Origin of the sequence: Bacillus sp. JJ1764 (assembly GCF_036962145.1) — a bacterium.
Taxonomy (GTDB): domain Bacteria; phylum Bacillota; class Bacilli; order Bacillales; family Cytobacillaceae; genus Neobacillus.
Genome location: NZ_JBALNY010000160.1, coordinates 1 through 6,085, shown reverse-complemented (window position 1 = coordinate 6,085; position 6,085 = coordinate 1). Strand labels below are relative to the sequence as shown.

The window sequence follows — 6,085 nt, the reverse complement described above, 5'->3', positions numbered from 1 at the left end:
TCCGCTCCAATCAACAGAATGGAAAAAAGCAGTAACACTCGATTCAAAAAAAACTGACTAAAAAAGTGTCAACAAACACCCTTTTTAGTCAGTCCTGATTAATTATTTTGCTTCGTTATAACGACGTGCTACTTCGTCCCAGTTTACTACGTTCCAGAATGCTCCGATGTAGTCAGGACGCTTGTTTTGATATTTTAAGTAGTAAGCATGCTCCCAAACATCAAGTCCAAGGATCGGTGTTTTGCCTTCCATTAAAGGAGAGTCTTGATTTGGAGTGCTAGTTACTTCTAATTCACCATTGTTCACGGATAACCATGCCCAACCAGAACCAAAGCGTGTAGTAGCCGCTTTTGCAAACTCTTCTTTGAAGCTTTCGAAGCTGCCGAATTTATTGTTAATGGCATCAGCAAGCTCACCAGTTGGTGCACCGCCGCCATTTGGAGAAAGAATAGTCCAGAATAAAGAGTGGTTTGCATGTCCGCCACCATTGTTACGAACGGCAGTACGTGCAGATTCAGGAACAGCATCTAAGTTAGCGATTACTTCCTCTACAGATTTAGAAAGCAATTCTTCGTTTCCTGCTAACGCTGCGTTTAGGTTTGTAACATATGTGTTATGGTGTCTAGTATGGTGAATATTCATGGTTTGTTGGTCAATATGAGGTTCTAGTGCGTTTTCTGCATAAGGTAATTTCGGTAATTCGAATGCCATGATAAATTCCTCCTATGTAACAATTATTTTTTTACTTTAGTCTATACATAAATTCTAACAATTTTATGTACAAATAGCTAAAGTACTGCAATTAAAAGATACCAAAGATAGTAAGCTGTTTCAAATAAATTGCTCAAGCCACCTTACATAAAATACCCGATTTTATTACCTTTAAACCACTTGTTTTCATTTTGTTTCGGTGTCTTTTTTATTTTTCGAAAAATTGTCATGAATAACAAAAGAGCGTTCTGTCAACGATTTTTGTCATACTCACTATCAAAACCTTCCATTTATTGTAAAACCTATATTGACATGGGGTATGTAATCTTTTTTAATCGAATTAGAAGGGTAATAAGGAGTGGCATATATATGCAGAAAAGCGGCTTTTCAATCTATCATTTAATACATCACTTTTTTCAAAAAACAGAACCTATACAAAAAATAAAAGCCGGTTCCGTTCTATTTCAAGAAAAAGACCCTGCGGAGTATATTTATTTATTACTTAAGGGCAGTATCGCATTAGGCCGTGTTCATTTGCGAGGGAAGGATTTTATTTTAAAAATCGTTCATAATCGTGAATTGATTGTGGAATACCAATTATTTAAAGCAAACCCTCGATATCAGTTTTACGCAAAAACCCTATCGGATTGCGAGATTATTCAAATTAAGCGGGAGGAATTTGAAAACTTTATCTCGACTGATCCCGAAGCCATGAGTGCCCTAGCTTCTTGGTTATCGACCGGATACCTAAAGGCACAAATGAAGTGTCAGGACCTAATAATGAATGGCAAAAAGGGTGGACTATACTCAATCCTTATTCGATTGTGTAATTCTTATGGAATTATCACTGAGGAAGGAATTTTGATTGATTTGCCATTAACCCATCAGGAATTAGCTAATCTTACCTACGGGACGAGAGAGGTCATCCAACGAGCGCTAAAAGAATTACGGGAAAAAGACATTATTTCCTACGATAATCAAAAATTTACGATTAAAAATATTAATTATCTAAAGCATTCAGTCGATTGCCAAAATTGTTCATCTGAAATATGTGGATTAAATTAAGAGGTCTCCGTTTAGGAGGCTTTTTTCATAGTCTTTCTTGTAAAATACCTATTACAAAGGCTACAATAGAGGGTGAATCTATATGAAGGTGGTCATTATGAATATTTTTAAGCAACTTATTAAAAGTATCTATTCTCCTAAGGATATTGCCCTATTCCGTTTCCAGGGAATAGGAAAAACAATTTTATATGTATTCTTTTTAACCTTTATTTCTGTTTTACCCTCCATTGTTTACTTTAGTACAGCCTTATCATCGGGATTGGATTCTGCCAGATCGTTTGTTAACGATGAAACGCCGAATTTTTCGATTAAAAACGGTGTGCTTTCCGCAAAAACAAATGTGCCTATAACCATAAGGAAAGAGGATTTCACGTTTTTTCTTGATCCTACTGGCGCTGTAGATGAAGCTGATGTAGCAGGTGAAGGAAACTCTTTCGCTCTATTAAAAGATCAATTTGTTGTATCAGCGGGCGGACAAAGCGAAACCTATCCATATTCGATGATGGAAGGTCTAGATATCACAAAAAAGGATTTGATTGATCTAATTGACTCCGTTGATGGGGTTAAAGGGATTATTATCCCAGTCATCTCTATTTTCATTTATTTATTCTCAAGTGCTGCCAGTTTCATTGAAGTTTCAGTACTGGCATTGGTCGGCTTACTAGTAAAGAATTTACTTGGAAGGAACCTGACATATCGTCACTTATGGAGAATTGCGGCTTATAGTGAAACCTTACCGACCTTATTTTTCACTATTATGGCTGCTCTAAAAACCACAGTTCCAAACAGCTTTATGATCAATTGGTTGGTCATCATCATCGTTTTACTTTTAGCCATTAAAGAAGTTCCCGCACCTAAGAGAATTGATTAAGCATCCATTGGATGCTTTTTTTTTTGATTTTAGTTCTATTTAAAAATGGACAAGCATACGAATGTACAAACATTCCATTTTGGGGGCTTGTCCAATGAAGAAATTACTTGGTGTATTGTTAGCCATTTTAGTCATATATGTGATTTATTTTGATTTAACTGTTGGAACGCTCCCTTCTGCCACAACTACCCAAAAGACTGTGAATATCGAGACAAGTTCAGTTACAAAACCACAAACGAAAATTCCTTTCTTTGAGGAAAAAGTCAAACCTGGTGAAACCGTTATGTCCATTGTAGAGCACCAATTAGGAAAACCTCTCCCGGTATCCATCAATGACTTAATCGTGGATTTTCAAGCCTTAAACCCAGGTGAATCACCCGAAAAAATTAAAATCGGTGCTACCTATCATTTCCCTGATTACTCAGAATAAGGAAGAAACCTTATTCTTGTCAAAAACAGCAACGGACTGATACAATTATGTCGAATTGTTAATATTAGGTTGGAATCCACCTAAAGGAGCGAATCACACGTGAGTGAAATTATACATCGTACCAAAACCCGTCCAATTAAAGTTGGAAACTTAACCATTGGCGGCAATAATGAAATCATCATTCAAAGTATGACCACAACCAAAACACATGATGTTGAAGCAACCGTGGCAGAAATTAAACGGCTAGAAGAAGCAGGCTGCCAAATTGTCCGCGTCGCTTGTCCAGATGAGCGGGCTGCTAATGCCATCTCTGAAATAAAAAAAAGAATCAACATTCCGCTGGTTGTTGATATTCACTTTGATTATAAATTAGCTCTTAAAGCAATTGAAGGCGGAGCTGATAAAATTAGAATCAACCCAGGAAATATTGGAAAACGTGAAAAAGTGGAAGCTGTTGTAAAAGCAGCAAAAGAACGCGGGATTCCCATTCGAATTGGTGTCAACGCTGGCTCGCTTGAAAAGCGCATTCTCGATAAGTACGGCTACCCAACAGCGGATGGAATGGTTGAGAGTGCACTGCATCATATTAAAATTCTAGAGGATCTTGATTTTCACAACATTATCGTTTCCATGAAAGCCTCAGATGTAAATTTAGCCATTGAAGCATACGAAAAAGCGGCACAGGCCTTTGACTATCCGTTACATTTGGGTATTACTGAATCTGGAACATTATTCTCCGGCACTGTCAAAAGCGCCGCCGGATTAGGTGCGATTATTAGTAAAGGAATTGGAAACACGGTGCGTGTGTCATTAAGTGCCGATCCTGTTGAAGAAGTAAAAGTAGCACGTGAATTGTTAAAAGTGTTTGGACTCTCTTCAAATGCAGCCACCCTTATCTCATGCCCAACATGTGGCCGAATCGAGATTGATCTCATCAGCATTGCCAACGAAGTGGAAGAGTATATTCAAAATATAAAAGCACCAATAAAAGTATCTGTATTAGGCTGTGCTGTTAATGGACCCGGTGAGGCACGTGAAGCCGATATTGGGATCGCAGGAGCACGCGGAGAAGGCTTGTTATTCAGGAAAGGTCAAATCGTCCGTAAAGTTCCGGAAGACCAAATGGTGGAAGAATTGAAAAAAGAAATCGACCAGGTTGCGGAAGAATATTTTAGAAAAAAAGCAGAAGAAGAACAGCTTGCCAATAAATAATGGAAACAGGAAGAAACCCGGTTATAATAACCGGGTTTTTCTTTTGCCCCTATTTTAAAAGAACGGAAGAATGAATATACCGATGATAATCGATACAGCACCAATTCCAATTGCCCAGGCACCAAGCCCCTCTGCCCCTCTTCTTTTGGCCACAAATCCTAAGATAATGCCGGCCGCACCAAAGAGGATCGGTAATACAAATAAAGAAAGAATGGAAAGAACTAAGGCAACGGTCCCAAGACCCGTCCCACCTGCAGCTTTTTCTGTTCTGTCTCCCTTTGCGTTCTGGTTGCTTTTGTCACGGATAATCGGAACGGGCGCAGCTATTTCGGCAGCTGTTTCTTCGCGATGAGCTGCTGAATTTATCGGAACAGACGCACCAATTTGCGTATCTGGATTCCTATTAACTGCCGCTCTTGTTGGAACTGCAACGCCAAGTTCAGCAGCCGTTTCTTCCTTATAGTTCGAGGATTGAGTCAGAGCTTCATTCACCTTCGTGTTTCTTTCATCTGCCATCAGAATCCCTCACTTTCTATTCTAGGAGCATTAATATTGTTTGCTGTCAGACGTTTTTTACTATGTCAATGTTTGTCTCTACTAGGTAATCATTTCAATTTCCGAAAAGATTTTCTTTAAAATAAATACTTTAATGCTGTTCTTTCTTTGGTAAAATAAATAAGAATGTAATCGGATGTTGAAAGTGAGCTAAAAACATGAAAAAAAGATTTGGCCTTGATATTGACGGTACAGTGACATGTCCAAAATCCATTTTACCGTTTATTAATAAAGCATTTAATATGAATATTGCTTATGAAGATGTGGATCAATACGATTTAATGCCCTTTGTTAAAGTCCCTGAACAAGTATTTTCTAAATGGTTCACTGATAATGAACCCACTATCTATCGGGAATCCCCCCCAGCTGAGGGAGTCTTGCCTATTTTAAATAAATGGAAAGATGATCATGAACTGTATTTTATCAGTGCACGGTCTCCCCATTTACTTCATGTAACTCGAAATTGGCTTGTCCAACATGGGATTACGTTTAACGGAATCGAGCTTATTGGTTCACACGATAAAATTGAAACAGTAAAAAAACAGAAAATTGATATCTTCTTTGAGGATAAACACGACAATGCTGTAATGATTCATGAAGAATGTCATATTCCCGTTATCTTATTTGATACACCATATAATCAAGATCCCATACCTAATGGAGTCATTCGGGTAAACAATTGGAACGAAGCTCAGAAATGGGTAAACAAATGGCTAACAGAAACATCTAATAAGGATGAGATCGTTTTCTCAGCCTATTAAAAAAAACAGCTTGCGCAAGCTGTTTTTTTTATTAAGGCTGTGTTAAAGAACAGTGTTAATTTTTTACACTCTGTTGATNNAGCGGAAATCAACAAACAGGTTTAACGAGCCTTTATTAAAGAACACATTCAGGACAGCGCCCGTAGATTTCAAATTTATGGCCTGAGATATCATACCCTTTTAAATTTTCGGATAAGCCATCCATGGGACAAGTTTCAATTTCTTTTGTTTTTCCGCAGACCATGCAAATAAAATGATGATGGTGATGATGTCTCGAACAGGTAAAGCGGAAATGTTTTTCCCCGGAGAGTTCTGTCATTTCTAGGATCCCCATGTTGACAAACAATGCCAAATTTCGATAAATGGTGTCAAAGCTTAAACCAGGATAATCATCCTTTAGCTGATCCAACACGTCTTTTGCCGTTAAATATTTATCACTATCGGCAAACAAATGCAGCATATCCTCTCGTTTTCCGGTAA

The 6,085-nt window shown here is 37.9% G+C and carries 8 protein-coding genes; 5 read left to right on the top strand and 3 right to left on the bottom strand.

The features are described 5' to 3' along the window. Positions 1-102: 102 nt before the first annotated feature. The gene (locus V7083_RS19855) at positions 103-711 is read right to left on the bottom strand and encodes a superoxide dismutase (RefSeq protein WP_335481172.1); all 609 of its coding nucleotides are present in this window, start codon (positions 709-711) and stop codon (positions 103-105) included. Between the two features lie 369 nt (positions 712-1,080). On the opposite strand from V7083_RS19855, the gene V7083_RS19850 reads away from it, so the two are divergent. From V7083_RS19850 to ispG, 4 genes are all read left to right on the top strand, one after another. Continuing rightward, positions 1,081-1,776, top strand: coding sequence for a Crp/Fnr family transcriptional regulator (locus V7083_RS19850; RefSeq protein WP_335481170.1), 696 nt, complete (start codon positions 1,081-1,083; stop codon positions 1,774-1,776). Positions 1,777-1,873: 97 nt separating this feature from the next. Further along, positions 1,874-2,647 (top strand): DUF1189 domain-containing protein, encoded by a 774-nt coding sequence (locus V7083_RS19845; RefSeq protein WP_335481168.1) that lies wholly within the window; start codon positions 1,874-1,876, stop codon positions 2,645-2,647. A 94-nt stretch (positions 2,648-2,741) separates the two neighbouring features. Then, positions 2,742-3,077 carry a hypothetical protein gene (locus V7083_RS19840; RefSeq protein WP_335481166.1) on the top strand — a complete coding sequence of 112 codons (336 nt, stop codon included), beginning with the start codon at positions 2,742-2,744 and terminating at the stop codon, positions 3,075-3,077. 99 nt (positions 3,078-3,176) lie between these two features. Further along, positions 3,177-4,289: a flavodoxin-dependent (E)-4-hydroxy-3-methylbut-2-enyl-diphosphate synthase gene (ispG, locus tag V7083_RS19835; RefSeq protein ID WP_335481164.1), complete on the top strand. Its 1,113-nt coding sequence runs from the start codon at positions 3,177-3,179 to the stop codon at positions 4,287-4,289. A gap of 54 nt (positions 4,290-4,343) precedes the next feature. On the opposite strand, the gene V7083_RS19830 is transcribed toward ispG, so the two are convergent. Further along, entirely contained in the window at positions 4,344-4,805 is a 462-nt protein-coding gene (locus V7083_RS19830) for a DUF4190 domain-containing protein (RefSeq protein WP_438823751.1), read from the bottom strand. A gap of 197 nt (positions 4,806-5,002) precedes the next feature. Between V7083_RS19830 and V7083_RS19825 the strand changes: the two genes are divergently transcribed. Beyond that, entirely contained in the window at positions 5,003-5,605 is a 603-nt protein-coding gene (locus V7083_RS19825; RefSeq protein WP_335481162.1) for a hypothetical protein, read from the top strand. A 115-nt stretch (positions 5,606-5,720) separates the two neighbouring features. On the opposite strand, the gene V7083_RS19820 is transcribed toward V7083_RS19825, so the two are convergent. After that, positions 5,721-6,085 (bottom strand): Fur family transcriptional regulator (locus V7083_RS19820; RefSeq protein ID WP_335481160.1); only part of this gene is annotated, 365 nt, incomplete at its 5' end.

Bases quoted from the DNA above. Each gene is read 5' to 3' on its own strand.
- V7083_RS19850 (WP_335481170.1), top strand. From the start codon at position 1,081: ATGCAGAAAAGCGGCTTTTCAATCTATCATTTAATACATCACTTTTTT.
- V7083_RS19830 (WP_438823751.1), bottom strand. From the start codon at position 4,805: ATGGCAGATGAAAGAAACACGAAGGTGAATGAAGCTCTGACTCAATCC.
- V7083_RS19845 (WP_335481168.1), top strand. From the start codon at position 1,874: ATGAATATTTTTAAGCAACTTATTAAAAGTATCTATTCTCCTAAGGAT.
- V7083_RS19825 (WP_335481162.1), top strand. From the start codon at position 5,003: ATGAAAAAAAGATTTGGCCTTGATATTGACGGTACAGTGACATGTCCA.
- V7083_RS19840 (WP_335481166.1), top strand. From the start codon at position 2,742: ATGAAGAAATTACTTGGTGTATTGTTAGCCATTTTAGTCATATATGTG.
- V7083_RS19855 (WP_335481172.1), bottom strand. From the start codon at position 711: ATGGCATTCGAATTACCGAAATTACCTTATGCAGAAAACGCACTAGAA.